The organism is Metamycoplasma auris (assembly GCF_003253435.1).
Classification (GTDB): domain Bacteria; phylum Bacillota_I; class Bacilli_A; order Mycoplasmatales; family Metamycoplasmataceae; genus Metamycoplasma; species Metamycoplasma auris.
Map to the genome: position 1 here is coordinate 1 of NZ_QKUB01000038.1, position 1,155 is coordinate 1,155.

General features: G+C 27.0%; 1 protein-coding gene. It reads left to right on the plus strand.

The window, feature by feature from the left end; all coding sequences use genetic code 4:
- Window positions 1–1,155 (plus strand): BspA family leucine-rich repeat surface protein (locus tag BCF89_RS08855; protein WP_170108369.1); only part of this gene is annotated, 1,155 nt, incomplete at both ends.

Genomic DNA, 1,155 nt, shown 5'->3' on the forward strand with positions numbered 1-1,155 from the left:
AATAATGCTCCAAAGTTAGATGAAAGCGTTCCTGAAGAAATACATATTGATTGAAATTATGATGTGATTCCAAAATTAAAAGAATTAGTTAATAAGACTTGGGATAAGGAAACTTTTAGTAAGATTCACTCATTTCAAACTTATGGTGACGTTATTAGAATACTTGGAGAAGACTTATCTAAGCATTTTAATGAAATACCTAAGGAATATGTAAAATATTGAGATTTTATTGATGTCGATTTTTTAAAAAATGACTTGCTTCAATTGCAAGACAGGGATAAAAATCAAAAAGTTAACCTATTGAATGATAAAACTATTAACATAAGAGTTTTTAATTCAGAAGTTATTAGTCTAGGTTTTTCTAGAATTAATACTGTAATTGAAGTAATTAATCATTTATTTAATACTTATATTCTCCCTGAAATAACAACATATCACTCAGAACTAGTAATTTTTAATAAATTGAAAAAAATTATAAAAGAGTATGAAGAAAATTATACTAGTCTAAAAAATATTGAATTAAAACCCAATGGTACTTTATCTGCAACCAAATATGCAGAACCTTATAGATACAAACCAGATGGAGCTCATATTGATGAAGATTTATTACAATCTCATCTTAATGTTTCAGTAGGCAATAATCAAATCAAACTAATTTATTGAGCACAAAAAGAAGGAGTGGATAAACCTACAAAGTATAAAGACAAAAACGGCTATATTAAATACACTAATGAAAAAGATATAACTAAAGAGCATTTTATTGAAGAAATACTTGAAATTGGATATTACAAAAATAAGGAAGGTTTAGTACAAAGTACGAAAATGCCTATAAATATAGGGAAAGTTCCGAACAAATTGCCAGAAGTTATAACATCATTAGAAGATATGTTTAAAAACTGATGCTATGATCCAGGAGTAATTTATTTCAACCCTAACTTTTGACCAAAAAAACTAGTTGGAATCGAAGAATGAGATACATCCAATATTGTTGATTTGTCAGGAATGTTTAGTCATTCATATTTCAACCAAGATATTTCAAAATGAAATGTAGAGAATGTAATTAATATGAGTGGGTTATTTCTCAATTCTTCTTTCAATCAAAACATTTCTAGCTGAGATGTCTCAAATGTTACCACTATGGAAGGTATGTTCTTT